Genomic DNA, 26191 nt, shown 5'->3' with positions numbered 1-26191 from the left:
CATGCGCTTGTGGTTATTTGTGGGCTCTTACTACCTCAAGTATTGCGCCATCATCCTTTGCGCTCTTGAGTTTTTTTTCATCGGCATCGACAGCCTGCAATACGCCGAAAAATTCCCCACAGCCGCGAACCTGCTTTTGCTCTTTTTTGTCTATGACGGGCTGTATGCACTTAATTACACCCTGCCCCTATCCTTGCTCTTGGCCTTAGTGCTTTTTTACACTGCCTTTATCCATTCCAACCAATACACCGCCTTGCTCTCCATTGGCTACTCCATTAAGCAAATTTTGCAACCCATGCTCGCCATCAATGCCCTCTTTATCGCCATTTTTGTGGGGTTAAGCGCCACGCCCTTTGTCTATATGCAAGAAAAGGCCGAAGCCATCATTTACAAAGACAACGCGGGCAATATCTCTGAAAATCTCTTGGTTAAATACAACAACGACTATGTCTATTTTGGCAAAATCAACCCGCTTTTACAAAGCGCCACGAACATTAAAATCTTCACCTTGAGAAACAAGCAACTTGTTACCTTCGCCCAAGCTCCCAGTGCCTTTTTTGAGGGCAAATTTTGGGTGTTGCACGGGGTGAGTTTTTTAACGCTCCCAACTCCCTTTCTGTTAGGTTCTAAGGCACTCAAGGTGCAAAAACTGCCTGTGTTAAAGACGCTTAAGGGTTTTCGCCCCAAAGTGCTAGACACCATTTATCAAAATAAACCCGCCGTCTCGATCACCGATGCCCTGCGCTCCTTGCATGTGCTCTACCGCCAAAAGGCGGACACAAAAAAGATCCGCGGGTTTTTGTATGTGTCGATTTTGTTGCCCTTCTTTGTGCCTTTAACGGCGGTACTCATCGCCTACCACACGCCCAAACTCGCCCGCTATGAGAACCTAGCCCTTTTGAGCCTAAAATTTATCTTGCTCTCTTTGGTTCTTTGGGGGCTGTTTTTTGCGATGGGAAAATTCAGCATTTCTGGAGTGTTTTTGCCCGAAGTGGGGGTTTTGGGGCCCTTTTTAACCCTAGCGGTGATTGCCTTTTTTTACTACAAGAGACTCAACACAAAGCTTTAAAACCTTGCACAAACTCTCTTAACGCGGCGTGCGCGCGTGTGGGGTTGTCTAAGTGCTCGGCTATAATTTTCACCACAGCCGAGCCACAAATGACCCCGTTAGCCCCCATTTCTAGGGCTTGTGTGGCGTGGGCGGGCTTAGAGATGCCAAAGCCAAGCATACAAGGCACATTTTTAACCCTCTTAAGCGTGGCGATCACGCCCTTCGCATCCGTACCTAAATTTTCGCCCGCGCCCGTAACACCCGAGCGCGCCAGCACATAGACATAGGCTTGGCTCAACTTAGCAATTTGCTCTAAGTCTCTGGGGCTTGTGTGCGGAGCGGCGATGAAAATGAGGGCAATGTTGTGGCTGTTTGCGCTTGCAACAAAGGGCGCGCTCTCAGCTAAGGGCACATCTGCTACCAGCACGCTAGCCACCCCACAAGCCGCACAATCTTTATAAAAACTGTCTAGGCCATAGCTATGGATTAAATTGGCATACAGCAAGAGCCCAATGGGAATCTTGGGGTTGTAAGCGTGTATCTTTTGCAGGAGATCAAAATTCGCCCACATGCACGCCCCGGCCTGTAAAGCACGCACATGGCTTGCTTGAATCGCCACCCCATCTGCCATTGGGTCAGAAAAGGCAAATCCCAACTCCAGCGCATCTGCCCCTGCATCGATCAGGGTTTTGACGATCGCCAAACTCTCTTCATATGAGGGGTCGCCCAGCACCACAAAAGGCACAAAAACCCCATTTTTTCTAAACACGCTTGCATGATCCATGGGGGCTAGATCGGCAAAATGGGGCGCAAATTTATAAAATTTTGGGCTAAAATACCTACATGCGTTGTTTATTTTTAGTGTTTTGCTTGTTGTTTTGTGGTTGCGCAAATCGCTTTGACACGGCCTATATACCAGATTTCTTAGAGGAAAAGCGCACCCAAGCCACCCGCAAAGGCGAGATCATCAAAGACTTGCGCCCCGTTGTGAGCGTGTTCATCACACATTTAAACGATGTCGATCCTGTAACCTACCACCAACGGGAATTTTTCTTTGTGGAGATTTTCACCCAAGACCAAAGCATTTACAACAATGGAGGCATTGGTTACACTCTCTATGGCACGCACGGACCGACCACGCCCATGTGGGTGCGCCCCATCGATAAAGATGAATTTGACAAAATCCTGCGCACCACAAACAAATATTCTAAAGCCTATTTGGTCGCCTTTAAAAAATTAGATTACATTTCAGAGCAAGATGCCAAATTAGATATGGAGATAGACGGGCTAGGAGAAATGCACTTTAATTTTGCCACCCAAGTGCCGATCCCTAAGTTTTAAAAACGATTTTTTGCTATAATAGAGCCACTTCCCCCACAACACCACTTAAAAGCAAATATAAGGATTAGCATGGAGAAAATACTAGACATAGTCGAGCTGATTGCCTATGAAAAGGGACTGAGCTTAGACACGATTAAAGATGTCGTTAAAAACAGCATTTTAAAAGTCGCCAAAGAGTGCTTAGATGCGCAGGCAAACTTTGTCATAGACGACTCAAACAAAGACCTAACGCTCTTGCATGTCGTACAGGTGTGCGCCGATGACGACCCTAGACTTGCACTGGATCCTAGAAACACTCTAGCCCTAAGCCAAGCACACAAGAGCGACCCGTCTTTAAAACCCGATGACTTGTTACACTACGAGATCAGCTTGAAAGACATGAAACGAGGAGCGGTCAATGCCCTTTTTAAAGACCTAGAGTACAACATACAAAAGAGCCTAGAGGATCAGTACTTCCAAAAATACAAGGCGATGCTAAACACCATTGTGAGCGGGGTTGTTTTAGATGTGGATGGGGAGCAAAACACCTACATAGAGATCGATGGCTTGCAGGCGATTTTGGCCTTAAAAAACCGCATCAAAGGGGAGAGCTTTAAGGTGGGCGATAGCGTGCGGGCGGTTTTAAAACATGTGCGCTTTAGCAAACAAGGCTTAATTTTAGAGCTCTCGCGCACCACACCTAAATTCTTAGAGGCCCTTTTGCGCCTAGAAGTGCCTGAGATCGCCGATGAGGAAATCGAGATCATGGGCATTGCGCGCATCCCGGGGGATCGGGCTAAACTTGCCCTGCGCTCGCACAACAACCAAATTGATCCCATTGGCGCGACCGTGGGGGTGAAGGGTGTTAGGATCAACGCCATCAGCAAAGAACTTTGCAACGAGAGCATCGACTGTGTGCATTACAACGAAATCCCCGAAATGTACATCGCCAATGCGTTGTCCCCCGCCCAAATCATTAAGATCAAACTAGGCGAAAGCGAGGGCAAGAAAAATGCCCAAGTTACTTTGTATGGCGATCAAAAGAGCAAGGCGATTGGGCGTAATGGCGTAAATGTCCGCCTAGCCTGCATGCTCACGGGCTTTGACATAGACTTTGAAGTGCTTGAGCCTAAAGAAAACACCCCTAGAGTGCCTGAAAAAGTGGGCTTGAAACTGCTTGAATCTCTCTTTAGTAAAAACCCCACCCCAGAAACCCCTAACAACTAAAGCCAAATTGAAGTGAATAAAAACCCAAAGCCTACAGAAAAGGTAATGACTAAAACTCCGGGGATTAAAAAAGGGTGGTTAAAAACATATTTGCCAATTTGGGTACTTCCCGTATCGTCCATTTGCACCGCCCCGAGTAGGGTCGGGTAAGTGGGCAGGACAAAGAGAGCTGAGGTCGCCGCAAACGAGGCGATGAGTGTTGCCACGCCATGTGGGTGTGTTGGGGTGAGCCCCATGGCTAAAATCACGCTAGGAATCAGCGCCTTTGTGGTCGCTGCTTGCGAGTATAAAAGCATGCTTGTGAAAAATAGCCCTACGGCGAGCAAAAAGGGGTAGTGCGTGATCCACACGGCGGCGTGGGTTTTAATGGGCTCAATGTAGCCTTTCACAAAAGTGTCTCCCAGCCACGCCACACCCAGCACGCACACACAAGCACTAAGCCCCGCTTTAAAAGTGCTTGTTTGCACCAAGTCGTTGCACTTGAGCTTGCAAAACATGGCGATACACACCGCAATGGTGAGCATGAACGCCATGATCGCGCCGTCGCGGGGCAAATGCACGGGCGCGATCCAGCCCACATTTTTAGAAATCGCTGTAGCGTAAAGCACCACCACCACAATCCCCGCCACAAAAATCCACACCGACAAGCGCGCCCCCTTTGGCAAGTCTTTTTGCTCTGTGGTCTGCAACGCCACCGCCCCCTCTAAGTTGTTGGCAAAAAACGCGCTCACAATAAACGCCGTAAGCGCACAGCTTAGGAAAGTTGAAAGGATACAAAGCCCAAGCAAGAGCGGGTAAGACACGCCCAAAGGCTCCACAAAGGCGCTCATCGTGATCACAGCGGCAGACACAGGGCTAGCCGTGATCGCCACTTGGCTAGCCACCACCGCCAAAGATAAGGGACGGCAGGGGCGGATTTTTTGCCCCTTAGCCACCTCTACAATCACGGGCAGGACAGAGAACGAAGTGTGCCCCGTGCCCGCTAAAAGCGTCAAGCTGTAAGTGACGAAAGGGGCTAGGTAGTTGATGTATTTTGGATTGGCCCGCAAAATCTTTTCCGCCACCAACACCAAGTAATCTAGCCCCCCCGCTAATTGCATGCACGAAATCGCCCCAATCACAGACATGATGATTAAAATCACATCCCAAGGGATCGCCCCGGCATCCATGCCAAGCCCTAAAGTGAGCACCGCCACGCCAAGACCGCCCGCAAAGCCAATCCCCATGCCTCCCAAGCGCACCCCCAAGAACAATGCCCCCAGCAAGACTAAAAATTGCAAAATGAAAAGACCCATAGAAAACTCCTTAAGACCATTCTAGCGTTTATTAGCTAGGCTTTGCTAAAGTAGTTTAAAAAGGGATGAATTTGCACACCTTGAGCACACAGGATTTACAGGCACTGACGGCCCGCTTAAAACGCCCCCCAAATACACTTGAACACGCCCTAGCGGCGACCCTTTATAGCGAACATTGCAGCTACCGCTCCAGCAAAGAGCTTTTAAAAACCTTTGGTGCGGATTTAAGGGGAAGTGGGGGCGTGGTGGATCTAGGGGGGGGGCTTGGCGCGGCGTTTAAGATCGAGTCGCACAACCATCCAAGCTTTTTAAACCCCTATGCGGGGGCGGCTACGGGGCTAGGTGGCGTGCAACGCGACATTTTAAGCTTGGGTGCAAAACCCCTTGCCTGCTTTGCCCTTTTGCGTTGTCCTGACACGGGTGCGCATTATCAAGAAGCCCTAGAAGGCTTTAACGCCTACGCCCACCACACCCACACCCAAAACTTAGGTTGCGAGAGCGGTTTTAGTGTGGGCTTTACGCACAATGTCGTTGTCAATGCCTTTTGTGTGGGGCTTGTGCTTTTAGAGCACAAAGTGCAAGCACATGCAAAGGCGGGAGGGGCGTTTGTACTGCTCGGGCGAGCGGCTGAGGGCGTGGGCGTGGATGGGGCGTGTATGAGTAGCCAAGAGCTCAACGCCCACAGCACGCAAAGCAATATCCCCACAGGCGATCCACAAACACAAGCCAAGCTCATAGACGCTTGCTTAGAGATTTACACACAAATAGGCGTTTTGGGGGCGCAAGATTTAGGCGCGGGGGGGCTTGGCGTGGCGTGCGTAGAAATGGCGATGCGAGGGGGCGTGGGGGCTGTGCTAGAGCTTGATAAAGTGCCCTGTGCCAAGAAACTAGAGCCTATGGAAATTTTACTCAACGAAACCCAAGAGCGCATGCTCTTATGCATCAGCCCCCAAAACTTAGAAAAGGTCTTGCAAACCGCCGCAAAACACGGCTTAAACGCTCACGCCCTAGGCACAGCCACCATAGAACCCATCTTTAAAGCCCTTTATGCAAACCAAGAGTTGGCGCATCTACCCTTGCCCCTAACCCCCCCACCAACCCCATTAAACCCCAAACAAGACCTAAGTTTAACCTCCCCACTCGTTGAGCTAACCTCTCTGCCCCCGGCTAAAATTTGGTTGCCCCAAATACAAAAACACCTCTGCATCGCTCTAGCCAGCTCCACACCCTCAGCCTTACAAGAGCCTAAAGAGGATAGTAAAAACGTGTGTTATAGAGCTTACCAGCAATTACAAGACATGGGCGCAAAGGTTTTAAGCTTTAGCGATTCAATCAACTTAGGGGCGATGGATCAACACGGCGCGTGGGTACTTAGCCAAATGTGCTTAGGACTTAAAGAGACGCACCAAGAGCTGGGCGTGCCTTTTATCAGTGGCAATGTGTCGCTAAACAACGCCACCAGCGGGGCTAACTCTATCCCCCCCACTTTAGCTATTGTGGCTGTGGGAGTGATTTAGTTTGTAGAATTGATGTTTTCTGCCCTTTGCTAGGGGTTTAAAAATACACGCTCTTGCCTTAACATCTCTTGGTTGATGCCCCGCCTTAAATTATTTAAGATTTTGCACTAAAATAGCCCCCTAATGGCGCAAGAGAGAAAAGAAAAAATCGCAAAGGGGCTCGAGGTGTTGGCCATGCTCTTAATGGGCATGGCTTGTGTGAGCGCACTTTGTTGGGGGTATTTGGTGCTCTTTAGCCAAATCACCCCAAACACCATTGTGCATGTGAGCTACACCTTGCCCCCTTTTATTTTAGCGCAGTGTTGTTTGCACTTTGCAAGGGTTTTAAGAGCCCCTAAAAGCCCCTAGTTTATGCTATTCTGTTCTTATGAACTACATAGGATCGAAACAAAAGTTACTCGGGTTTTTATTCGCCAGCGTGCAAGAAAGTTTAAAGGCGCGGGGTGTTAATTTAGCTGAATGCGTCTTTACAGATTTGTTTTCAGGCACGGCAGCAGTGGGGCGTTTTTTTAAAGGGCATGTGAAGCAAGTTTTAAGCAACGATAAAGAGTTTTATAGCTTTGTGCTTGCCAAACACTACATTGAAAACACCAAACCCCTCAAGCGGGCACAAATGCTGATAGACAAGTTAAACAACTTACCCCCTTTGGCCGGCAAAATCTACAAACACTACGCTTTAGGGGGCGGGGAGGGACGGCTCTACTTTAGCGACACAAACGCCTTAAAAATCGATGCCATGCGCACGCAAATTCAAGAGTGGCAGTCATTGGGAAAAATCAGTCAGGCTGAATATTATTTTTTACTCACTTCGCTTTTAGAAGTGGCGGACAAAGTGGCAAACACCGCCTGTGTCTATGGGGCGTTTTTAAAAAAGCTTAAAAAGAGCGCGCAACAAGATTTAATCTTGACCCCCGCCTCTTTAGTGCCCAGCCACAACACCCACCACGCTTACCACACAGATGCAAAAGAAATCATCACACGCCTTAAAACCGATATTTTGTATTTAGACCCCCCCTATAACCAGCGCGAATATGGGGCCAATTACCACCTCTTAAACAGCATCGCCCTTTATGACAACTTCACTCCCAAGGGCAAGACGGGCTTAAGGAGGTATGAAAAGTCGGCTTGGTGTAAAAAGTCTTTAGCTTACCAAAACCTAGAGTATGTACTCAAACACACAACGGCCCGCTTTATTTTTTTAAGCTACAACAATGAAGGCTTGTTGCGCTTAGAGGAAGTTAAAACCCTTTTTAGCCAATACGGGCACTACGAGCGTTTGAGCCAAACCCACCCGCGTTTTAGCAACAGCCCCAACACCAAAGAGCACACCATTGAACACTTGCATGTGCTTTGCAAGGGCTAAAATGCGCTTAGATCAATTCTTGGTCCAAAGGGGGGTTGCCACAAGTAGAGAGCATGCCAAAAGTCTGATTTTAAAAGGGCAAATCGGGCTAGGGTTAAAGCCAAGCTTGCAGATCACAGACAAGCTAGCCACACAGCTACAAACCCTAAAGCCGCAGCCAAAACGCTTTGTGGGGCGGGCAGGCGAGAAGTTGTGGGGCTTTTTGGAGCAACACCCCCTAGATTGCCAAAATAAGGTCGTTTTGGATGTGGGCTCGAGCACGGGCGGGTTTGCGCAAGTGTTGTTAGAAAAGGGGGCTGGTCGGGTCGTGTGCGTGGATGTGGGGCAGGGACAATTAGCCAAAGAACTAAGAGAAAACCCCAAAATCGAGCTGCATGAGTCTTGCGACATCCGCGCTTTCCAGCCAAGCCAAATTTATGATTTGCTCGTGTGCGATGTCAGCTTCACCTCTTTGCGCCTGCTCTTAGCCACCCTTGCCCCCTTAAGCTCTCAACTTCTCTTGCTCTTTAAACCGCAGTTTGAAGTGGGTTTGAGGGTTAAGCGCAATAAAAAGGGTGTGGTCTTAGACCAAGAAGCCATCAACCAAAGCCTGCAAGAGTTTTTAACTTTGGCGCAAAATTTGGGCTTAAAGGTGTGTTGCGTGTGCGAGTCTGCCCTAAAGGGCAAAGCAGGCAATGTAGAGATTTTTATCCTCTTAGAGCGTGGCTAGGGCGTTTATGAGCTTGCTAGGGGTTAGGGAGTAGCTGTGTGGATCGGCGCTACCTGCCAGCGCGTGGGCTAGGCTTGCATTGAGCGCCGCATCTAATAAGCTATAACCTTGCGCCAAAAGGGCGGCTATCATGCCACTTAGCACATCTCCACTCCCCCCCTTAGCCAGCGCGCTGCTGCCTAGCGGGTTTATGTAGATTTGTCCGCTGTAAGCGATGATGGGGTTTGCGCCTTTTAAAAGCAACACAATATGCGGGTAGGCTTGGCTAAAGGCGTGCGCCCACTTCAATTTAAAGCGCAACAACTCGGGCATGTCTAATTGGTGGCCAAGCATCTGCAACAAACTTAAAAACTCTTTGGGGTGTGGGGTCAGCACCACTTGGTAGGGCTGCTTTAAAATGTGTACTAGGGCCTTTTCATAAAACACTCCCGCATCGAGCACACAGGGAGCAAGTGCGAGCATTTGCTCTAAGTTTTTAGGCAAAGTGTCAAGCCCCATGCCTAGCGCAAAGGCAGTTGCTTGTTGTGGGATTGTTGGAGAGTACATGATCTCGGCTGGCTTGATGTAGCGCAAAGTGGGCGCGCCTAGCACGCTCACCATCCCCGCCCCAAAGGCTAGAGCACTCTTGGCGCTTAAAAGCCCCGCCCCGCTCTGCGCGCCCACCACCACCCCAACATGCCCAAAGTAGCCCTTGTGGGTGTTTTGTTTCACGCGCCAAGGCAAGACCAAATCGCTTTTTTCTAGCAAAAAAAGCACGCTATCCTCTTCATACAAGTCTTGCCCCACGCCCAAATTTGCCACCACCACCTCGCCCACAAAGTCCTTAGCCCCATCGCTAAAAAGCCCGCTTTTTAAAGCCCCCATAGACACGCACAAATTGGCCCTAAAAGCCACAGACTCTATAAAGCCGTGCGCGTCTAGCCCGCTTGGCACATCGCACGCGATTTTGAGAGCGTTTAAAGCGTTGAGGCTGTGGATGACATCTTGTAATTCTTGGCTTAATACCCCCTTTAGCCCCGAGCCCAATAGACAATCTATGACAACCTGCGGGGTTTGGCAAAGCTCTAAGGCGGGCAAGATTTCTACACGGCTGGCTAAGGCTCGTTGGTATTGGATTTGGCACAGCGCGCTTTTAGGCTCTTTTGCGCTCAAGACCTGCACGCTGTACTTGCTCCCCCTTAGCCGCCTAGCTAAAGCGTAGCCATCGCCTCCATTATCGCCCCCCCCACACACAACCAGCACGTTTTTTAAGCCTTGCGCTCGCTTGTCTAGCTCTTGATGCAAACTTGCGGCTGCATTTTCCATCAGCAAGCTAGGCTCAAGCCCATAGAGCGCGCACGCCCGATTGTCTAACTCTTGGGTGTTTTCATACAGATTTTGCATGTTGCTTTCCTTCAATAAAATCCACGACTCGCTCAATCTCCTCCTCAGCCACAAACGCCCCATGCAGACGCACGGGTGCGCTGCCGCCCGGCGCGGCTAAGAGCATGTCCCCCCGCCCCAAGAGATTTTGCGCCCCCTCTGTGTCTAAAACCACCCGTGCATCCACCTTAGAGCCGACTTTAAAGCTGATCTTACAGGGCAAATTCGCCTTAATCAACCCCGTTAAAATATCCACGCTGGGGCGTTGTGTGGCGATGATCAAATGCAATCCGCTTGCCCTCCCCATTTGGGCGAGCCGAATGATGGGGGTTTCAATGTCCTTGCCCCCTGTCAGCATTAAATCCGCTAATTCGTCGATCAACACCACGACAAAGGGCAATTTTTGGGCGGATTTTTGGTTATAACTCTCTATGTTTTTTGCCCGTTTGGTACTTAGTAAGTTGTAGCGTTGCTCCATTTCTTGTACCAAATCCTCTAAGGCGCTTTGCGCCTCTTTAGGGTCGGTGATGATGGGGGTTTGCAAGTGGGGCAAGTTAGAGTATAGGCTAAATTCCACCCTTTTAGGATCGATCATCACAAATTGCAAATCTTGGGGAGTGTGCTTGTAAAGCAAGGACAAAATCAAGGCGTGCATCGCCACGCTCTTACCGCTGCCCGTACTGCCGGCGATGAGTAAATGGGGCAAAGTCTTTAAATCTAAAATGTAGGGCACGCCTGTGGTGCTTTTGCCTAAAGCTAGGCTTAGGCCTGTGCTTTGCAAAAAAGCGGGGCTTTCTAGGATTTCTTTGAGGCTAATGGGGGCGATTTGGTCGTTGGCCATTTCAATGCCCATCACATCCTTGCCCTTGATGGGGGCTTGTATGCGGATGGATTGGGCGCACAAAGCCATCGCCAAATCATCAGCAAGGCTTAACACCTTACTCACCTTGATGTGCCCTGCGGGGCGAAACTCAAAGGTCGTGACCATCGGACCGACACAGGTATTCACAACTTTGCCCTCGATCTTAAACATTTTGAGTTTGTTGAGTAGGTTGTGGATTTTCTCTTGGAGATTGTCTGTTTGCGGGGCTAAGGGCACTGGGGAGTTTAGCAAATCTAGGCTAGGCAACGCGCCTTGTTTGGGCTTTTGCAAGGCGTGGCGTTGCTCTAATAAATCTTTATGCGCAGATAGGTCTAAATGAAAATTTGGCGCTTTGGGCTTTGACTCTGGGGTTTGGACTTCTTGCGCTTCTTGGGAAGCTAGGGGTTCTTGTTTTGGCTCTTGTGGGGGGACTAGGCGCACTTGTAAATCCTGCTCTTGCTGGGCTTCTTGGTAGTGGCTCACCTTGATTTTAAAGCTTTCCGGGCGTTCTTTAAAGTTTTTTGGATCAAACGCTGCCCCTTTGGTTTTGGGCGCAAAGCTTGCTCTTTTATGGGGTTTAAGCCCCTGTGTGGTGTTTAATAGACTCTCCCCCCACTCTTTGCCCTTCTCAAGACTTAGGCGGGCTAAGGCGGGTAGGTTTTCTTTGCACTTGCTAAAACTCTTAGGAAAGAGCGCGCCAAAGGCATAGAGCAGTGCCCCTAACACCACAAGCCACGCCCCAAGCGTGCCGATTTGCTCTTGGATCAAATCCAGTAAAATCAAGCCCACAAGCCCTTGTTTTAACAAGAGAGCCTGCCCCACAAGCAAACCCAAAAACCCGATGAGACTTGCTAAAATGGCCTGCAAGGCTCTTAGGCTCTTTTGGTTTAACCACCGCGACACAAAGAATAAATAAATGGGGTCGGCGTAGGCGATTGCCCCAAAATAACTTATGTGCCAACGGGCGATCCCCACGCCCACAGCCCCCATTAGCCCACTTTCTCCAAAGCAAGTGGCTAAGAAAAGCCCCACTAACAGGACAAGGAACCCAAGCTTAATAGCCTTTCCTTTCTTGATACTCCACGCCGCAAATGTCTTGGTAGGCGCAATACTGGCAATTTTTCTTATGGGCGTTTTTAACAAAGTCAATGGGGCGTTTAAAACTCTCTAAAATTTGGATCAATCGTTCTTGTTTGGCTTGTAAAACTCCTGTTGTTTCTGTGATCAACTCTGCATCTTTTAGGCTGTAAAAGGACGCTTGCAAGCTAGCATGGCCTAGCTCTGCTGCCACAGCCAAAGCATAAAGGCTTAGTTGAAAATCTTGGCTCTCTTTGACGCTCTCTAGGGTGTCGGCTTTTAGCTCTTTTGAGGCTTTAAATTTGTAATCAAGGAGGGCACACGAGCCGTCATTAAATTTGTCTATGCGATCGATCTGCCCTGTAAGGGTAAAACCCGCTAAAGAAAATGTAAATTTTTTTTCACACGCCACAACCTGACATTGTTGTAATCTTGTGCGCTCTTTGTCAAAAAAGCTTTGCATTTTATCCACGATCACTTCAAAGCTAAATTGCTCGAGCGCGCTCATTTGTTGCCATTTGGGGTGGTCGGTTTTGGCCAGATCTAATAAAGTTGCGGCAGTGATGGGGGTTGTGGGATGCTGTTCATAGTGGGTCTTTAAAAGCTTGTGCAAGAATATCCCCGTGCTGGCGTTTTTACTCTCTGGGGGGGTGTAGTGTTGCAAATATTTAAGGTAAAAGCGCCTAGGGCAAGCTAAAAAATCGTTCAGTCTCGTAGCGCTAAAAATAAAATTGGGAGGGATTAAAGCCGTGCAAGTGTCCTCTTGGTAAGGGTGTTTGCGCTCGGGAGGGAAAAGGTTAAAAGCCCCCTGCACAATTTGCCCCTCTAGCCCTAATTCTAAAAGCATTTTAGAGTGCGTGGCGTTGTGCGCGCTGTGGTAGGCGATGTCGATTTCTTGGCTGTTTTTTAGGATTTGGTAGTAGTAGTGTTTTTGTAAATTCTGCTTGTTTTTTAAGGTGGGGATGTTGAGGCTTGCGCGGATTTTACTGTTTAAGAAAAGGTCGTGATCTGCCAAATTTGGCACAAGCTGATCGGTAAAGTCTAAAATCACGACCCTATCAAAATCTAGCCCCCGACACTCCAGCACATCCAAGACTTTCACCTGCCCGCCTGTGGTGTCATCCACTCGCTGTTCTTCGAGCGCGCGGGTGTAAAGCTCACGCCAATTATCAAAGGTGTAATGGGGCAAGAGGGCTTTCACCTTAGCGTGTGTGTTGTAAAACTCTTGGTGGAAGTCTTGTAGAGCCTGAGAAGCTTTTAGTGCAGCCATCAGTGCCTCGCATTGTGCGTTTAAATCCTCTAGGGGGGGCGTGTCAGGGTTTGCTTGTAAATGCTTTAAAGCCTCAAAGTAAGCCTGATAAGCCCATTTGACATTTTGTCCAAAGGCGAAGTTTAAATTGCGCTGGGTGTCTAAAAGGTGCAAGTGCGCCGTTAGGCTCGAATCGGGGGTGATGATGGCTAACTTTGAAGGCTCTAAGCCTGCCTCTAGCCACTCTTGCACCTTGGCTAAAGCAAGCCCCACTTGCTCTAGGCGGCTGTTGAAGTGGTGGATGCGAATGTTCTCAGTTCTAAGGGGTTTATGTGCGCTCTGTATCAAGGCATCCTTGCCTTCTTGCAAGGCTTGCAAGTCAATCTTGTAGCTAAAGTCCTCTTTCAAATCTAACTTTAAAAAATTTAAAAAGTCCTTGTTGTAGCGATCCACTCTTACATGCAAAAACACGGGCACAAGCGCGCTCACGGCAAAAAGCAATTCTTGCTCGTAGAGGTTTAAAGACCCACCCAAATAAAATTCCACCCTTGAAAACCTTTGCAACACGGGGGGGACTAGTTTGGGTTTTAGGCGCAAGATGGGGTCGTAAAAACCCAAATCCTTTAGCTGTGTGGTGTAGTGCTTATAGATGCGCTCCAGCACTTCTAGATGGTGGGTGAAATCGCCATAAATGTCTCGATCTTGGATTTGGTGAATGTCTAAGTCAAATTTGGCCAGCTCGTTGAAAAAGTGCCCCACAAAATTGCTGCTCTCCAAATAGCCTAAAAAACTCCTCTTAAAAACCAATAAATGTTCATCCTTTTCACTAGGCAGATCTTCTAGGACCCTTTCAATGGCATTAGCTAAGAGCAAACGGCGCACACTCTTAGGGATTTTGACTAGACTCGGAATGTAACTGATTTGGTTATAAAACTCATTAGCGCTTAGAGCTGTGGGCAAAAAGCCATCAGGCTGCTTGGCCCAAAACGCCTTGCACGCCCTTTGGTGGCTAAAGACATACAAGGGCTCTTTCACAGCAACGCCTTAGCCTTGTTGGCGATATTTTCAGGCGTGAAACCAAAATGCTTAAACAAATCCGCCCCCCTGCCAGATTTGCCAAAACTTTGCATGCCAAACACCTCATCGGCAAACTTAAACCACTCCAGCCCACGGCTAGCCTCTACAGCCAACACCCGCCCCACCAAGAGCGTGTTTAAATACTCTAATTCTTGCTGCAACAAGAGATCAAAACAAGGCACGCTCACCACCTGCACCCCAACCCCCTCAGCCTCTAGTAAGTGGGCGGCTTTTAAACAAGGCAACACCTCGCTCCCACTGCTAAGGAGGCTGATTTGTGGCTCTTTGGGGCTCTTATAAAGCACATATCCCCCCCTTTGCACCTGCTCTAAACTAGCCGTGCTTGCCACTTCTAAATCCTGCCTAGAGAGTACAAAGGCAGCACTCTTGCTCCGTTTTAACGCCACTTGCCAACAAAGGACATTTTCATGCGCGTCCATAGGGCGATAGACTTCAAAATTAGGGATCGCCCTTAAGTGGCTTAATTGCTCTATGGGCTGATGAGTCGCCCCATCCTCGCCCACACCGATGCTATCGTGGGTAAAGACATAATAGACCTGATTTTGCATCAGCGCACTTAGGCGCAAAGCGGGGGCTAAATAGTCGCTAAAGACAAAAAAGGTCGCACAAAAGGGGACAAACAAGCCATAATTCGCCAGCCCATTACAAATCGCCCCCATGGCGTGTTCTCTGATGCCAAAGTGCAAATTGCGCCCCCACTGCCCCTTTAAAAAATCCCCCTCTGCTTTTAAACGGGTGTTGTTAGACGGGGCCAAATCTGCACTTCCGCCCACAAAGCCCAAATAAGCTTGGCTGAGGGCGTTTAAAATCGCCCCATTGCTCGCCCTCGTGGCGCACTTTTGCCCTAGCTCAAAAGTGGGGTAAGCCACTTGGCTAAAGTCTTTGGCTTGCAAGTGGGCGATTTGTTCTTGCACTTCTACGCTTAAGCCTTGCGCCCAAAGGCTCTCTAAAGCCTCGCCCTTTTGCAAGCTAAAATGCAATTTCACCTCTTCGGGGATGTAAAAAGCCTCACTGGGCCACTTTAAAGCCTCTTTGGCCCGCCCGATCACCTCCGCCCCCAAAGGCGCGCCGTGTGTCTTGGCACTGCCCTCTAGCTCTAGTGCCCCCTTGCCAATAGTCGTGTGGGCGATGATTAAAGTGGGTTTATCACTCTTTTTAGCGGTGTTTAAGGTCTTGTCAATGTCTAAAAAGTCGTGCCCATCACAAGCAAGCACCGCCCAGCCCTGCGCCTCAAAGCGCAAGCGCACATTTTCACTAAAGGCTAGGTTTGTGTCCCCCTCAATGGTGATGGTATTGCTGTCGTAAAGCACAATGAGATCATCAAGCCCTAAATGCCCCGCCAAGGACGCGCTCTCATAGCTGATCCCCTCTTGCAGATCTCCATCCCCGCACAAACAATAAACCTTGTGCTTAAAAGCATCGCCTAGCATGTTTTGCGCCAACTTGCCCGCCATCGCTAGACCCACCGCATTAGCAAAGCCCTGCCCTAGCGGACCTGTGGTGACCTCCACCCCCGGGGTGTGTTTAAACTCTGGGTGTCCCGGGGTTACTGAGTGCAATTTTCTAAAGGCTTTTAAATCCTCTAAGCTGACATCAAAGCCCCATAAATGCAAAAGCGCATACACCAACGCGCTCGCATGCCCTCCGCTAAAGATCAGACGATCCCTGCCTAGCCACTCGGGGTTTTTAGGGTTTAAGCGCACATGCTGGCTTAAAACCACAGCCACATCGGCCAAGCCCATCGCCACGCCGGGGTGTCCGCTGTTGGCCTCTTGCACCATGTCGGCGCACAAAAAGCGCAGGGTTTTTGCCATTTTTTCTAAAGTTAGGATGTCTTTTAAACTTAGAGCAGAGTCCATAAAACGCCTTTTGTGGAAATAGGGGCTATTCTAACAAACTTGCTCTTACTGGGTCTTTAAGAGGGTTTTTGCCTTTTGTATGTCTGTAAAAATTTGGGCTTTTAGGTCTTGCAGATTAGCAAAAAATGTATTGTCGCGGATTTTTTGGATAAAGGACACCCTTAAGGTTTTGGGCGGAGTGGGGATTTTAGCGTTTAAAATGTGCGTTTCTAGCGCCAAATGCTTATCCGTACTCAGCCTCTCGCCTAAAAAGCTCACCCCCTCAAAAACGCTTGGGCTGCCCTCAAGTTGCACCCGCACGGCATACACCCCAAAAGCGGGCAAAAGGGCGTTTTTAGGCACAGCCATGTTAAGAGTGGGGTAAAGCTCTTTACTACCCAAGCGTTGCCCCAAGATCACCGCCCCCTCTAGGCTAAAGGGGCGGGCTAAAAACTGCGCGCACAAAGCCACCTCGCCCCTTTGCAAACAGGCGCGGATGTGCCGTGCGTGCAAGGCCATGCCCTTGATTTTGAAAGCGGGCATGACCTCTAGGCGGATGTGAGCGGGCAAGAGATTTTGCAAGGCTTGGGTGTCTCCCATTTTATTGAGCCCAAAGTGAAAATCATAGCCCACCACGATTTTTTGCAAACACACCCCCTTAGAGAGCAAAAGGGCGCAAAAATCCGCCGGCACCAGCCTACTTGCTTTCTCTAGGGGTAAAAAATAGACTTGTTTGACAAAAGTTTTGAGTAATTTAATCCTCTCTTTTAGTGGGGTTAGGGCGGGTTTATTTTGCAACCAATCTACAATCAGCACTGCCCCCTTGCCATCTAGCAAGCTTAAAAGTTTTTGGTGCGCCAAATGCACGCCGTCAAACTTGCCGATGGCTAGGCTCGTGTTTTCTGTATCTTTAAAATCTTTGGCAAAAAAAAGGGGCATGGACTAGCCCAAATGCAGTGCTTGCGCCAAAAGTTGCAATAACTGGCCGGTGTTTTGGGTGGTAGCAGCAGAGATGGGCAGGATAAAGCGCGCTTGTGGAGCGTTAAACTCGGGGGCTTGCCCTGCATCTATTTTATTCAAGGCGATGCCAAAATCCTTTTGGGCCAATTCATTAGAGAAGTGCGCCAACTCGTGGCGCAACTCTTGATATTGCTCGTGGATGTCGTAGGTGGTGTCTAGCACAAACAATAAAAATTTGGTGCGCTCTAAATGGCGTAAAAAGTCTAGCCCCAAACCCTTGCCCTCGCTTGCCCCTGAGATGATCCCGGGGATGTCTGCCATCACGAACTCTTGAAACTGCCCGGCTTGCACCACGCCCAAATTGGGGATTAAGGTCGTGAAGGCATAGGGGGCGATTTTAGGGCGGGCGTTGGAGAGCACACTAATGAGCGTGCTTTTGCCCGCATTTGGAAAGCCCACTAAGCCCACATGGGCGATGAGTTTAAGCTCTAGGCGTAAGTTTAAACTCGTGCCGGCGATGCCCTTTTGGGCGTAGGTGGGGCGTTGTTTGGACGCGCTCTTAAAGCGGACATTGCCAAGCCCCCCCTTACCCCCCTTGAGTAAGGTCGTTTGCGTGCCGCTCTCCACTAAATCGCAAAGCAACTCCCCCGTGTCGCTGTTAAAAATCTGTGTGCCCGGGGGGATAGAAATGATTAAATCCTGCCCTCTTTTGCCGCTGCAATTTTTAGGCCCCCCGGGGGCGCCATTTTGTGCCTTGTAGTGCTTCTTGCCCCTAAAGGCACTTAAGGTGTCGCTATTGCTATCCACTTTAAAGACAATGTCGCCCCCATCGCCCCCATCGCCCCCATCTGGTCCGCCCTCCATGACGAATTTCTCCCGTCTAAAGCTCACACAGCCCGGGCCACCCTTGCCCGAAGTCACGCTAATTTCTACACAATCTACAAACATTGAAATTATTCCTTAAATCGTTGCAACATTTTATCTAAGTGGGGGATGGCGTTTAAAAGTTTCTTGGTGTAGGGGTGTTTGGGCGCGCTTAACACACTTTCCACGCCCCCCTCTTCTACAATCACGCCCCCCTCCATCACTAAAATGCGATCGCTGATGTGCTCCACTACGCCCAAATCGTGGCTGATAAAAAGATAGCTTAAACCCAGCTGGGCTTGTAAGTCCAAGAGCAAGTTTAGAATCTGTGCTTGGATCGACACATCTAAAGCGGACACGGGCTCATCGCAAATGAGCACTTTGGGGTGTAAAATCAACGCCCTTGCAATCCCCACCCTTTGGCGTTGCCCGCCGGAGAATTGGTGGGGGTATCTTTGCGCCCATTCCTCTTTTAAGCCCGTTTGCGCCATGATTTCTAGCACCCGCTTATGCCTTTCACTCTTGCTTAAATTCGTGTTTAACAGCAAGGGTTCGGCGATGATGTCTTGGATACGCCAGCGCGGGTTTAGGCTAGAGTAGGGGTCTTGAAACACCATTTGCACGCTTTGGCGGTAAGCGCGCCACTCTTTTGCTCTAAATTTGCTTAAGGGCTTGCCCTCAAAGAACACCTCGCCCGCGCTAGCTGGGTGCATCCCGACACAAATTTTAGCCGCCGTGCTCTTGCCACACCCACTCTCGCCCACGAGACTTAGGATTTCTTGCGGATTTAGGGTGAAGTTGATCCCTTTTAGCACCTCAAACGCCCCATAGGATTTTTTCAAGTCTTGCGCTCTTAGCATCGCAACTCTTTAGGGAAGTCTAGGTAGTTCACATTTTCATCCACGCTGGCTAGACGCACCTTGCGCTGCCCCGGCTTGGGGATTGCCTCTAGTAGTGCCCTTGTGTAGGGGTGGCGTGGATCGTTAAATAAGTCTTTTGCGCTCGCTTTCTCCACCACCTCACCCTTGTAAAGCACAACCACGACATCGGCAAGTTGTGCGACCACACCCAAATCATGCGTGATAAACAGCATCGCCATTTGCTTGCTCTTTTGCAAGCCTTGCATTAAATCTAGGATTTGAGCCTGGATCGTGACATCTAGGGCAGTGGTGGGTTCATCGGCAATGAGTAGATCCGGCGCACACGCCATCGCCATGGCGATCACCACCCTTTGGCGTTGCCCTCCGCTCAAGTTAAAGGGGTAGGCGTTGAATTTATCCGCTCCAAGCCCCACCTGCCCCAAAGCTTGCATGGTTTTTTCTTTAACTTGCGCCACATTTAGGGTGGGCTGGTGGATTTTAAAGACCTCGGCGACTTGAAAGCCAATGGTGTAACTAGGATTCAAGCTTGTCATGGGCTCTTGAAAAACCATGCCAATTTGGCTGCCCCGCAGGGCTTGCATTTGTTTAGGGCTAAACTCTAAAAGATTTTGCCCCTTAAAAAGGATCTGCCCGCCCACGACCTTGCCCGGGGGTTTGACAAGCCCCATGACAGACCACGCACTCATGCTCTTGCCGCTTCCGCTTTCGCCCACTAAGCACACGGTTTGCCCGGGGGCGACAGAAAAGCTCACCCCATCCACGGCTTTAACAAGTCCGTGCTTGGTGGAAAAGTAGGTTTGTAGGTCTTTAACTTCTAAGAGATTTGCCACACTAAGCCCTTTTAGGATCGAGCGCGTCCATGATCGCATCGCCCACAAGGTTAAAGCCCATCACGGTTAAGAAAATCATGCACCCGGGGAACACCAAAGTCCATGGCGAAGTGGTGATGAACTGCAAAGCGTCCATGAGCATCGCGCCCCACTCGGGGCTGGGCGGTTGCGCCCCTAGCCCCAAAAAGCTTAAACCCGCCGCCTCTAAGATGGCTCCGGCAAGCCCCATCGTGGCTTGCACGATGATGGGGGCGGTGCAATTAGGCAAGATCACCACGAACATTAAGCGCAAATGCGAAGAGCCGTTGAGTTTAGACGCTTGGGTGTATTCTTTTTGCTTTTCGGCTAAGACGCTGGCGCGCACAATGCGGGCAAACCCGGGCACGCCCACAATCCCAATGGCGAGCATGGCGTTGGTAAGAGAGGGGCCTAAGATCGCCACCACGATGATGATGAGCAAAATAGAGGGCAAGGAGAGCATTAAATCCATAAAACGCATGATCAGCATGTCTGCCAAAGCACCAAAATACCCCGCCAAAAGCCCAAAAATCACCCCAAAGAACACGGCAATCCCCACTGCAACGACACCAATGGTTAAAGAAATGCGCGCCCCATAGAGCAGGCGGGAGAGAATGTCGCGCCCTAAATCGTCCGTGCCTAGCCAGTGCGTGCCACTGCCCCCCTCTATAAAGAAGGGCACCACAAGCCGTGTTTTTGCGTCTTGCAAAGTGGGATCATAGGGGGCTAAGATCGGGGCAAAGAGCGCACAGATCACCAACACCACCAGCAAAAACAGCCCGACTAAACCGGCTTTGTTTTGCTTAAAATTCTCCCAAAAGGTCTTGAAACGCTCCATTAACTTAGCCTAATCTGCGGATTGATGAAGGCGTAGAGAAGATCCACGACCAAATTTGCCCCCACGAAAATCACCGCCACAATCAGACTTGAGGATTGGATGATGGGAAAATCCCTTTGATTGAGGGCATTGACCATCCAGCGCCCCACGCCCGGCCACGAAAAAGTGGTTTCGGTGAGGATGCTTCCAGCCAAAAGCCCAGCCAGCATGAGCCCTACCACGGTGGTAACGGGGATTAGGGCGTTTCTTAAAGTGTGGATCAACACCACACGCCAAGGGGGGCAACCCTTCGCCTGTGCGGTGCGGACATAGTCCTCTTGCAAAACTTCGAGCATGCTCGCACGGGTCATGCGCGCGATGATGGCGGTGGGGATCGTGGCTAGGGCAATGCTAGGCAAGGCTAAATGGCGCAGTGTATCCCAAAAAGCGGGCAAATTGCCGGCAATGAGGCTATCGATCAAATAAAAGCCCGTGGGCCCGTCTAAGTAGTAGGCATCGTTAAGCCGCCCAAAGACGGGAAACCAACCCAGCTTCACGCTAAAAAAGTAAATGAGCATCAGCCCCAGCCAAAAGACGGGCATGCTCACACCGGCAAGCGCAAAACCCATGCTTAAATTATCAAACAAACTATAGCGTTTAATGGCGGCTAAAATGCCCGTGGCTAGACCGACAACAACGGCGATGAAGAGCGCGCTTAAAGACAGCTCTAAAGTCGCCGGGAAGCGTTGCAAAAAGGCTTCTAACACACTCTCGCCAGACACCAAAGAAGTGCCTAAATCCCCGTGCAAGACGTGCCCCATGTAACTTAGGTATTGCTCTAGTAGGGGCTTGTTTAAGCCCATTTGCTCCCTTAAAGCCTCGATCGCCTCTTTATTGGCATGCTCGCCCAAAATCATAAGTGCCGGATCGCCCGGGACTAAATGCACCATCGAAAAGACTAAAACACTCACCCCAAACAGGGTGGGAATCGTCCATAACAGCCGTTTGAGCAAAAAAAGCAACATTATTTAGAAAAATACACATGCACAAAGCGGTTATTTTGCACCCCGCTTATTTGATAGCCCTGCACACTTGAGAGTCGCGCCACCACGCTGTAAGGGTAAGCCAAAGGCACCCAAGGGGCATCGCTGTGAAAAACCTCTTGGGCTTTTTTGTAAAGCTCTGCCCTCTTGGTTTGGTTTGAGAGATGTTTTGCTTGCGTTACGAGCTTAGAATAGACATCGTTTTTATAAAAAGAGTCGTTGCGGGTGGGGATTTCTGCCGCCGCCTCTTTGCTCCACAAAATGTATAAAAAATTGTCCGGATCCGGGGTGTCGGCCTTCCAACCACTAAAGGCCATTTTATGCTCGCCCATCGCCACCTTTTTAAGGTAAGTCCCCCACTCAAAAAACTCAATTTTTACTTGGATGCCAATTTTAGCCAGCTGTGCTTGCACAAACTCGGCGGCTTGTTTGTTATATTTAGAGGCAGTAAAAAGCGTGGTTTCAAAACCATTGGGGTAGCCGGCTTTAGCCAAGAGCTCTTTAGCCAACTTCAAGTCATAGCCATAGGGCTTAATGTCCTTGTTGTAGCCCCACATTGTGGGGGGCATGGGGTTGATCGCGGGCGTGGCGTAGTTTTCATACACGATTTTGACATAGTCTTGTGTGTTGATGGCGTGGTTGATGGCCAGACGCACAAGGCGGTTGTCAAAGGGCTTTTTTTCTAAGTTTAAACTCATCCAAGTGACAAAGAGCCCGGGCTTTTCATCCACAGCCACCCCGGGCAAGTGCGCCAAGCGGGGGATTTCATTGCGATTAGGGGCATTGATGATCGACACCTCGCCTCGCTGCAGCGCCAAAGCGCGCACAGAAGGATTAGGGATCACCCTTAAAACCACCCGGTCTAAATGCGCCTTAGACCCCCAATAATCGGAGTTTTTTAACAAGACAACTTTATCGTCTCTAAACCAAGTCGCCAACTTAAAGGGTCCCGTGCCTATGGGCTTTCTCGTGAGTTCGTCCTCTTTATTCAGGCTCTTTAAGTGGGCGGCGTAATCGGCACTCAGCACGCTTAAAAAGTCCATCCCCAAATCCGCCAAAAATGGGGCTTCGGGGTGTTTTAAAGTGAAGCGCACCGTGTATTTATCCAAAGCCTCGATTTTTTTAATGATCGAGGACATGCCCATGCTCGCCCAGTAGCCGTAAGATTTGCCTCCCTTGTAGTAGGGCATCTGTCCCATTTGCCGCTCAAAAGAAAAAAGAACATCTTTAGCGGTGAGTTCGGTTTTTTGGTCCCAATAATGGGTGGTTTGGAAATAAACGCCACGGCGCAGGTGGAAAGTGTAGATCAGGCCGTCTTTAGAAATCTCCCAACTGCTCGCCAAAGCAGGCTCAATCTCTGTAGAGCCGTATTTAAAACGCACAAGGGTTTCATAGATGTTAGAAGTGGCGGCGTAACTCTCCCCATCCACAACTAAGGCGGGGTCCATCCCCGAACCATCCGCTCCCCTCGCGTAAATCAAGGTCCCGCCCTCTTTCGCCCACACGCACAAACAGCTAAGGCAAAAAAGGGTGAGGGTTTTCATCATGCTTAATTTCGCGGCATGACAGAAACTTGCTTGCGGTGCTTGTCTTTGTGGCTAAAAAGCACCACACCATCAATGAGCGCAAAAATGGTGTGATCTTTGCCCATGCCGACATTTTTACCCGGATGTACTTTTGTGCCTCTTTGGCGTACAATGATGTTGCCCGCCCGCACGAACTCTGAACCAAACTTTTTAACGCCTAGTCTGCGCCCCGCGGAGTCGCGGTTATTTTGGGTGCTGCCCTGCCCTTTCTTGTGTGCCATGCTTTAATCCTTTATGCTACGATTTTTGTGATTTTGACGCGGGTGAAGTCGCGGCGAAAGCCCCTTTTAGTTTTGCTGTCCTTGCGGCGGCGTTTCTTAAAGATCACGACTTTTTTGCCCCGCCCCTCGTTGATGACTTCTGCCTCAATTTGCGCCCCACTTAAAAAAGGGTTGCCACAAGACACCTGCCCCTCTTGGCAGATGGCCAACACTTCGTGGATTTGAAAATTTGTCTTAGGCTCTAAGCCCATGTGATCCAATAGGACGATGTCGCCCTCTTGCACCTTGTACTGCTTGCCCCCATTCTTAAAGACCGCGTAAAACATATCTCCGCCTAAAATTAGAAATTAAAATTAGAGTCCATTCTAGCATAAGAAACCTAAAATTTTACCTTAGCAAAGTGGTATATATATTGCATGTTTGGGATGAGTTACATTGAAAAGGAAGTCTTATGCGCATCACTGATAGCAACCGCTACAACCAAATCAACTACTACCAAAATGCGCTCCAAAACAAACTCAACACCGCCAACAACCAAATCGCCTCCGGGCTTAAAGCCGAGTACGGCTATCAAAACAACAATGTCAATAACCAAAACCTCAAATACGGCTTTGAATCCAACACGCTCGATCAGGCCCACGATGTCGCCCAAAGTGCCTACACTTCCACGCTCAACACCGACAAGGCTCTAAGCGAGCTCTCCAGCACGATGGAGCAATTTAAAACAAAATTGATTCAAGCCGCCAGCGATGTGCACTCCACGACCTCCCGTCAAGCCATCGCCCTAGACCTAGCCAAACTCAAAGACCACATGATCAATGTCGCCAACACCTCTATTGGGGGCGAGTATCTCTTTGGCGGGAGCAAGGTCGATCGCCCCCCCTTTGATAAAGCGGGCAATTACTACGGCAACAACGAAAATTTAAATGCCTTGATCGGCTCGAATAATTTAGTCCCCTACAACATCAGCGGGCAAAATCTCTTTTTGGGTAAAGATGTCGATCGCCAAAAAATCATCACCGCCAACATTAAAAAGCTCAACCAAAGCAAGTTGCACCCAGATATTATGGATGCCTACAACCGCACCCAAAACCCGCAAGAAGTCTATATCAACGCCCAAGACACTTTGCGCGATCTCATTGGCGACACCGACAACGACCCACGCAACGACAAACCCGAGTATTTTTACTTGCAAGGCGTGCGCCCCGATGGGAGTGCCTTTAAGGCAAAGTTTGCGCTGGATAAGGGTTATAACAATAAAGCCGATGCCACTAGAGTGCAGGATTTGTTGGATCAAATCGGCAAGGCGTATGGCAACACCTCCACCAACCAAGTCGTGCAGGTGTCCTTAAACGCGTGGGGGGAGATTGAGATTAGAGACTTGACCCCGGGGCGCGCGGCCCTAGACTTTCACATGCTCTCAAGTGAAAAAAATGTAGATGATTTAAACGACCTCTTTACCAGTGGGGCTAGGGTGAGCACCTATGTCAAAAGCGCGTTTGTGGCTAACCGCTCGCTAGAGAGCTTGCAAAGCACGCTGGACCCCTACGATCACCGCATGCACGACATTAAAAGCGCGTTCATCACCACAGAAGACAACACCCCTGCCACAAGAAACACCCCCCTAAAAGACATACTAGGCCCCAGTGTCGCTAGCCTCAAACTTGAAGGCACACGCCCTAATAAACCCGATGGCCACATAGACACAACCCCCCTAGAGCCTTTGATTTTAGCCATCACCCCCACCACCACCATGCAAGATTTAATGGATGGCATTAAAAGCCACTTTGGGGGGAAATTAGATGTCGAGCTGTCTAACGATGGGCATTTAAGGGTCGTGGATAACAATGTTCGCAACAAGGCGCATGACAGCAACAAACCCCCTTTTGATGGTGAAAGTGGCTTTAGCTTGAAGATCACGAGCCTAGATGCTAAGGGCACGCCCACTCAAGCCTTGCCTCTAGATTACGCCGACACCTATAAGCAAACCTACTTCAGCCGACAAGGGGCGTATTTACACAGCAATGTGTCTCAGATCGTGCCTAAAAGCATGGATTACGCCACAGGGGCCAGCACGCTCGCCTCTGCCATGGGGGCAAAAATCACCCAACAAGATTACACCATGGTGCTTAAGGACAATAATGGCGTAGATGTGAAAGCCCAGTTGCACCTAAGCCCCGGGGGGGCGTTTTTAGACTTGCCTAAGAAAAGCGGGGGGGTGTATCACATCCCCCTTTACAATAGAGACGACACCCCCCCACACCTCACCAAGCCTAATGACTTCACTTACCGCCAGCTGATGGACGCAATGACGCTAGCCTTTAATTTTAGCAACAGCGACCCCAAAGAATACGAGCAAGCCCAAGCGGGTGCGCCCTCTAAAGCGAGCAAAGACGCGTTTTTATCCCTCTTAAAGCAAGCCGATGAGCGGGTAGATGTGAATCTCAACGATCGGGGGCAAGTGCAAATCCACGATAAAATGCACTCCAAGACCCCCATGCAATTCATGTTTTACGACAATAAGGCCAGCGACTTTAGTCCTGAGAGTTTAAGACGCGACACGCCCGCTATCCGCCTTAATGCCAACAACGCCCCCACGATCGACACCCCGCATATCCACTTTTTCAAACAATTGGACCAAGTGATTGAAGCGGTGCGCGAGGGGATCGATCGCCCAGACAGCTTGCAAGGCTATGGCCCTGAAATGCGTAACACGGGGATACAAAATGGCATCGCCCTCATCGATCACTTGAGCGATCACATTGAAAAAATCATCGCCTCCAATGGGGCGCATAGCCGCAACTTCTCCCATGTCATGCGCCGCAATGAAGTGTTGAAAAACCAAGTCGAGTCGATCCGTGCCGACACCACAGGCACCGATGTCGCCCAAACCTACAACAAGTTCGCCCAACTGCGCAACAATTACGATGCATCCTTAGCCTCGGCGAGCAAGATTAACCAAATGAGCCTTACAAACTATCTTTGAGCGGTTTTGGCAACTAA

23 protein-coding genes are annotated in these 26191 nt (G+C 49.7%); 8 read left to right on the top strand and 15 right to left on the bottom strand.

The annotated features are described in order from the left end of the window. The first annotated feature begins 1 nt into the window (after nucleotide 1). Nucleotides 2–1069 carry an LptF/LptG family permease gene (locus tag HAL07_RS02570; RefSeq protein WP_053942019.1) on the top strand — a complete coding sequence of 356 codons (1068 nt, stop codon included), beginning with the start codon at nucleotides 2–4 and terminating at the stop codon, nucleotides 1067–1069. Here HAL07_RS02570 and trpA read toward each other — a convergent pair. Continuing rightward, a complete protein-coding gene (gene trpA, locus HAL07_RS02565; RefSeq protein ID WP_053945051.1) occupies nucleotides 1053–1835 on the bottom strand; it encodes a tryptophan synthase subunit alpha in 783 nt (260 codons plus the stop codon). The genes HAL07_RS02570 and trpA overlap by 17 nt on opposite strands. A 59-nt stretch (nucleotides 1836–1894) precedes the next feature. On the opposite strand from trpA, the gene HAL07_RS02560 reads away from it, so the two are divergent. Together HAL07_RS02560 and nusA are read left to right on the top strand one after the other, a co-directional pair. Further along, nucleotides 1895–2392 (top strand): hypothetical protein, encoded by a 498-nt coding sequence (locus HAL07_RS02560; protein ID WP_053940563.1) that lies wholly within the window; start codon nucleotides 1895–1897, stop codon nucleotides 2390–2392. A 69-nt stretch (nucleotides 2393–2461) separates the two neighbouring features. Then, complete coding sequence (gene nusA / locus HAL07_RS02555; RefSeq protein WP_053940564.1) at nucleotides 2462–3598, top strand: transcription termination factor NusA; 1137 nt, start codon at nucleotides 2462–2464, stop codon at nucleotides 3596–3598. Here the strand turns inward: nusA and HAL07_RS02550 are convergent. After that, a complete protein-coding gene (locus tag HAL07_RS02550) occupies nucleotides 3595–4893 on the bottom strand; it encodes an anaerobic C4-dicarboxylate transporter (RefSeq protein WP_053944975.1) in 1299 nt (432 codons plus the stop codon). The genes nusA and HAL07_RS02550 overlap by 4 nt on opposite strands. 65 nt (nucleotides 4894–4958) lie before the next feature. On the opposite strand from HAL07_RS02550, the gene HAL07_RS02545 reads away from it, so the two are divergent. The 4 genes from HAL07_RS02545 to tlyA all read left to right on the top strand — a co-directional run bounded on the left by HAL07_RS02545 (nucleotide 4959) and on the right by tlyA (nucleotide 8482). Then, the gene (locus tag HAL07_RS02545; RefSeq protein WP_053944974.1) at nucleotides 4959–6410 is read left to right on the top strand and encodes an AIR synthase-related protein; all 1452 of its coding nucleotides are present in this window, start codon (nucleotides 4959–4961) and stop codon (nucleotides 6408–6410) included. Between the two features lie 123 nt (nucleotides 6411–6533). Continuing rightward, nucleotides 6534–6758 carry a hypothetical protein gene (locus HAL07_RS02540; protein WP_053940566.1) on the top strand — a complete coding sequence of 75 codons (225 nt, stop codon included), beginning with the start codon at nucleotides 6534–6536 and terminating at the stop codon, nucleotides 6756–6758. A gap of 19 nt (nucleotides 6759–6777) precedes the next feature. Further along, entirely contained in the window at nucleotides 6778–7773 is a 996-nt protein-coding gene (locus HAL07_RS02535; protein ID WP_053944973.1) for a DNA adenine methylase, read from the top strand. Nucleotide 7774: 1 nt separating this feature from the next. Beyond that, the gene (tlyA, locus tag HAL07_RS02530) at nucleotides 7775–8482 is read left to right on the top strand and encodes a 23S rRNA (cytidine-2'-O)-methyltransferase TlyA (RefSeq protein WP_053944972.1); all 708 of its coding nucleotides are present in this window, start codon (nucleotides 7775–7777) and stop codon (nucleotides 8480–8482) included. Here the strand turns inward: tlyA and HAL07_RS02525 are convergent. The 13 genes from HAL07_RS02525 to rplU all read right to left on the bottom strand — a co-directional run bounded on the left by HAL07_RS02525 (nucleotide 8468) and on the right by rplU (nucleotide 23514). Next, a complete protein-coding gene (locus tag HAL07_RS02525) occupies nucleotides 8468–9865 on the bottom strand; it encodes a bifunctional ADP-dependent NAD(P)H-hydrate dehydratase/NAD(P)H-hydrate epimerase (RefSeq protein WP_053944971.1) in 1398 nt (465 codons plus the stop codon). The two genes, tlyA and HAL07_RS02525, sit on opposite strands and share 15 nt — an antisense overlap. Beyond that, complete coding sequence (locus HAL07_RS02520) at nucleotides 9849–11696, bottom strand: FtsK/SpoIIIE family DNA translocase (protein WP_238374465.1); 1848 nt, start codon at nucleotides 11694–11696, stop codon at nucleotides 9849–9851. Before HAL07_RS02520 ends, HAL07_RS02525 begins: the two co-directional genes overlap by 17 nt. A gap of 64 nt (nucleotides 11697–11760) precedes the next feature. Then, nucleotides 11761–14067: a PD-(D/E)XK nuclease family protein gene (locus HAL07_RS02515; protein ID WP_053944969.1), complete on the bottom strand. Its 2307-nt coding sequence runs from the start codon at nucleotides 14065–14067 to the stop codon at nucleotides 11761–11763. Beyond that, nucleotides 14064–15989, bottom strand: a complete 1926-nt coding sequence (gene tkt / locus HAL07_RS02510) for a transketolase (RefSeq protein ID WP_053944968.1) — start codon at nucleotides 15987–15989, stop codon at nucleotides 14064–14066. The genes HAL07_RS02515 and tkt overlap by 4 nt, the downstream gene beginning before the upstream one ends. A 45-nt stretch (nucleotides 15990–16034) precedes the next feature. Then, the gene (locus HAL07_RS02505) at nucleotides 16035–16907 is read right to left on the bottom strand and encodes a bifunctional riboflavin kinase/FAD synthetase (RefSeq protein ID WP_053944967.1); all 873 of its coding nucleotides are present in this window, start codon (nucleotides 16905–16907) and stop codon (nucleotides 16035–16037) included. A 3-nt stretch (nucleotides 16908–16910) separates the two neighbouring features. Beyond that, entirely contained in the window at nucleotides 16911–17876 is a 966-nt protein-coding gene (obgE, locus tag HAL07_RS02500) for a GTPase ObgE (RefSeq protein WP_053944966.1), read from the bottom strand. Nucleotides 17877–17881: 5 nt separating this feature from the next. Beyond that, nucleotides 17882–18652 (bottom strand): ATP-binding cassette domain-containing protein, encoded by a 771-nt coding sequence (locus HAL07_RS02495; protein ID WP_053944965.1) that lies wholly within the window; start codon nucleotides 18650–18652, stop codon nucleotides 17882–17884. Continuing rightward, the gene (locus HAL07_RS02490) at nucleotides 18646–19503 is read right to left on the bottom strand and encodes an ABC transporter ATP-binding protein (protein ID WP_053944964.1); all 858 of its coding nucleotides are present in this window, start codon (nucleotides 19501–19503) and stop codon (nucleotides 18646–18648) included. The genes HAL07_RS02495 and HAL07_RS02490 overlap by 7 nt, the downstream gene beginning before the upstream one ends. Nucleotide 19504: 1 nt before the next feature. Continuing rightward, entirely contained in the window at nucleotides 19505–20359 is an 855-nt protein-coding gene (locus HAL07_RS02485; RefSeq protein ID WP_053940883.1) for an ABC transporter permease, read from the bottom strand. Then, complete coding sequence (locus HAL07_RS02480; protein WP_053944963.1) at nucleotides 20359–21363, bottom strand: ABC transporter permease; 1005 nt, start codon at nucleotides 21361–21363, stop codon at nucleotides 20359–20361. Before HAL07_RS02480 ends, HAL07_RS02485 begins: the two co-directional genes overlap by 1 nt. After that, the gene (locus HAL07_RS02475) at nucleotides 21363–22925 is read right to left on the bottom strand and encodes an ABC transporter substrate-binding protein (protein WP_053945050.1); all 1563 of its coding nucleotides are present in this window, start codon (nucleotides 22923–22925) and stop codon (nucleotides 21363–21365) included. Before HAL07_RS02475 ends, HAL07_RS02480 begins: the two co-directional genes overlap by 1 nt. Nucleotides 22926–22930: 5 nt before the next feature. Continuing rightward, on the bottom strand, nucleotides 22931–23188 hold the full coding sequence (gene rpmA, locus HAL07_RS02470; RefSeq protein ID WP_053940885.1) for a 50S ribosomal protein L27: 258 nt from the start codon (nucleotides 23186–23188) through the stop codon (nucleotides 22931–22933). Between the two features lie 11 nt (nucleotides 23189–23199). After that, a complete protein-coding gene (gene rplU / locus HAL07_RS02465) occupies nucleotides 23200–23514 on the bottom strand; it encodes a 50S ribosomal protein L21 (protein ID WP_053940886.1) in 315 nt (104 codons plus the stop codon). 125 nt (nucleotides 23515–23639) lie between these two features. On the opposite strand from rplU, the gene flgL reads away from it, so the two are divergent. Then, nucleotides 23640–26174 (top strand): flagellar hook-associated protein FlgL, encoded by a 2535-nt coding sequence (flgL, locus tag HAL07_RS02460; RefSeq protein WP_053944962.1) that lies wholly within the window; start codon nucleotides 23640–23642, stop codon nucleotides 26172–26174. Nucleotides 26175–26191: the final 17 nt, after the last annotated feature.

The sequence above is a fragment of the Helicobacter ailurogastricus genome (genome assembly GCF_001282945.1).
Classification (GTDB): Bacteria; Campylobacterota; Campylobacteria; order Campylobacterales; family Helicobacteraceae; genus Helicobacter; species Helicobacter ailurogastricus.
This window is presented reverse-complemented; position numbering and strand designations above follow the sequence as displayed.

What these genes read in the sequence shown, in the direction of transcription:
- HAL07_RS02570 (WP_053942019.1), top strand. Translation starts at nt 2, where the DNA reads ATGCGCTTGTGGTTATTTGTGGGCTCTTACTACCTCAAGTATTGCGCC.
- trpA (WP_053945051.1), bottom strand. Translation starts at nt 1,835, where the DNA reads ATGGATCATGCAAGCGTGTTTAGAAAAAATGGGGTTTTTGTGCCTTTT.
- HAL07_RS02560 (WP_053940563.1), top strand. Translation starts at nt 1,895, where the DNA reads ATGCGTTGTTTATTTTTAGTGTTTTGCTTGTTGTTTTGTGGTTGCGCA.
- nusA (WP_053940564.1), top strand. Translation starts at nt 2,462, where the DNA reads ATGGAGAAAATACTAGACATAGTCGAGCTGATTGCCTATGAAAAGGGA.
- HAL07_RS02550 (WP_053944975.1), bottom strand. Translation starts at nt 4,893, where the DNA reads ATGGGTCTTTTCATTTTGCAATTTTTAGTCTTGCTGGGGGCATTGTTC.
- HAL07_RS02545 (WP_053944974.1), top strand. Translation starts at nt 4,959, where the DNA reads ATGAATTTGCACACCTTGAGCACACAGGATTTACAGGCACTGACGGCC.
- HAL07_RS02540 (WP_053940566.1), top strand. Translation starts at nt 6,534, where the DNA reads ATGGCGCAAGAGAGAAAAGAAAAAATCGCAAAGGGGCTCGAGGTGTTG.
- HAL07_RS02535 (WP_053944973.1), top strand. Translation starts at nt 6,778, where the DNA reads ATGAACTACATAGGATCGAAACAAAAGTTACTCGGGTTTTTATTCGCC.
- tlyA (WP_053944972.1), top strand. Translation starts at nt 7,775, where the DNA reads ATGCGCTTAGATCAATTCTTGGTCCAAAGGGGGGTTGCCACAAGTAGA.
- HAL07_RS02525 (WP_053944971.1), bottom strand. Translation starts at nt 9,865, where the DNA reads ATGCAAAATCTGTATGAAAACACCCAAGAGTTAGACAATCGGGCGTGC.
- HAL07_RS02520 (WP_238374465.1), bottom strand. Translation starts at nt 11,696, where the DNA reads ATGGGGGCTGTGGGCGTGGGGATCGCCCGTTGGCACATAAGTTATTTT.
- tkt (WP_053944968.1), bottom strand. Translation starts at nt 15,989, where the DNA reads ATGGACTCTGCTCTAAGTTTAAAAGACATCCTAACTTTAGAAAAAATG.
- HAL07_RS02505 (WP_053944967.1), bottom strand. Translation starts at nt 16,907, where the DNA reads ATGCCCCTTTTTTTTGCCAAAGATTTTAAAGATACAGAAAACACGAGC.
- obgE (WP_053944966.1), bottom strand. Translation starts at nt 17,876, where the DNA reads ATGTTTGTAGATTGTGTAGAAATTAGCGTGACTTCGGGCAAGGGTGGC.
- HAL07_RS02495 (WP_053944965.1), bottom strand. Translation starts at nt 18,652, where the DNA reads ATGCTAAGAGCGCAAGACTTGAAAAAATCCTATGGGGCGTTTGAGGTG.
- HAL07_RS02485 (WP_053940883.1), bottom strand. Translation starts at nt 20,359, where the DNA reads ATGGAGCGTTTCAAGACCTTTTGGGAGAATTTTAAGCAAAACAAAGCC.
- HAL07_RS02480 (WP_053944963.1), bottom strand. Translation starts at nt 21,363, where the DNA reads ATGTTGCTTTTTTTGCTCAAACGGCTGTTATGGACGATTCCCACCCTG.
- HAL07_RS02475 (WP_053945050.1), bottom strand. Translation starts at nt 22,925, where the DNA reads ATGAAAACCCTCACCCTTTTTTGCCTTAGCTGTTTGTGCGTGTGGGCG.
- rpmA (WP_053940885.1), bottom strand. Translation starts at nt 23,188, where the DNA reads ATGGCACACAAGAAAGGGCAGGGCAGCACCCAAAATAACCGCGACTCC.
- rplU (WP_053940886.1), bottom strand. Translation starts at nt 23,514, where the DNA reads ATGTTTTACGCGGTCTTTAAGAATGGGGGCAAGCAGTACAAGGTGCAA.
- flgL (WP_053944962.1), top strand. Translation starts at nt 23,640, where the DNA reads ATGCGCATCACTGATAGCAACCGCTACAACCAAATCAACTACTACCAA.